The sequence below is a fragment of the Pseudomonas sp. HY2-MNA-CIBAN-0224 genome (assembly GCF_040310285.1).
Classification (GTDB): Bacteria; Pseudomonadota; Gammaproteobacteria; order Pseudomonadales; family Pseudomonadaceae; genus Aquipseudomonas; species Aquipseudomonas helleri.
Genome location: NZ_JBEOPQ010000514.1, coordinates 1 through 273, shown reverse-complemented (window position 1 = coordinate 273; position 273 = coordinate 1). Strand labels below are relative to the sequence as shown.

Genomic DNA, 273 nt, shown 5'->3' with positions numbered 1-273 from the left:
CCATTAGATAGCCACAGTCATAAGCGCAGCTAAGCGCACGGCTAGGATCTTGATTAAATAACTCACCCAGTCGCCCCATCGCGGGCAATGGGGTAAAACCTTCACGTAATCTTGCGACGCGCCCACCTTCTTGATCAACACCGATCAAGATATCGGCGTTGTGATAGCGTATATCGTCACACATTGCGCGCACTTGCGCGGCATCCTTGACATTTCGGCCAAACAAGATGATCCCACCAACTTGGGCTTGTTTGATTAAACTCACATCTTCAG

General features: G+C 49.8%; 1 protein-coding gene. It reads right to left on the bottom strand.

Annotated features, from left to right (window positions below; genetic code table 11):
- The coding region (locus AAEZ03_RS27370) for a glycoside hydrolase family 3 N-terminal domain-containing protein (protein WP_350582991.1) at positions 1-273 on the bottom strand (273 nt) is incomplete at both ends.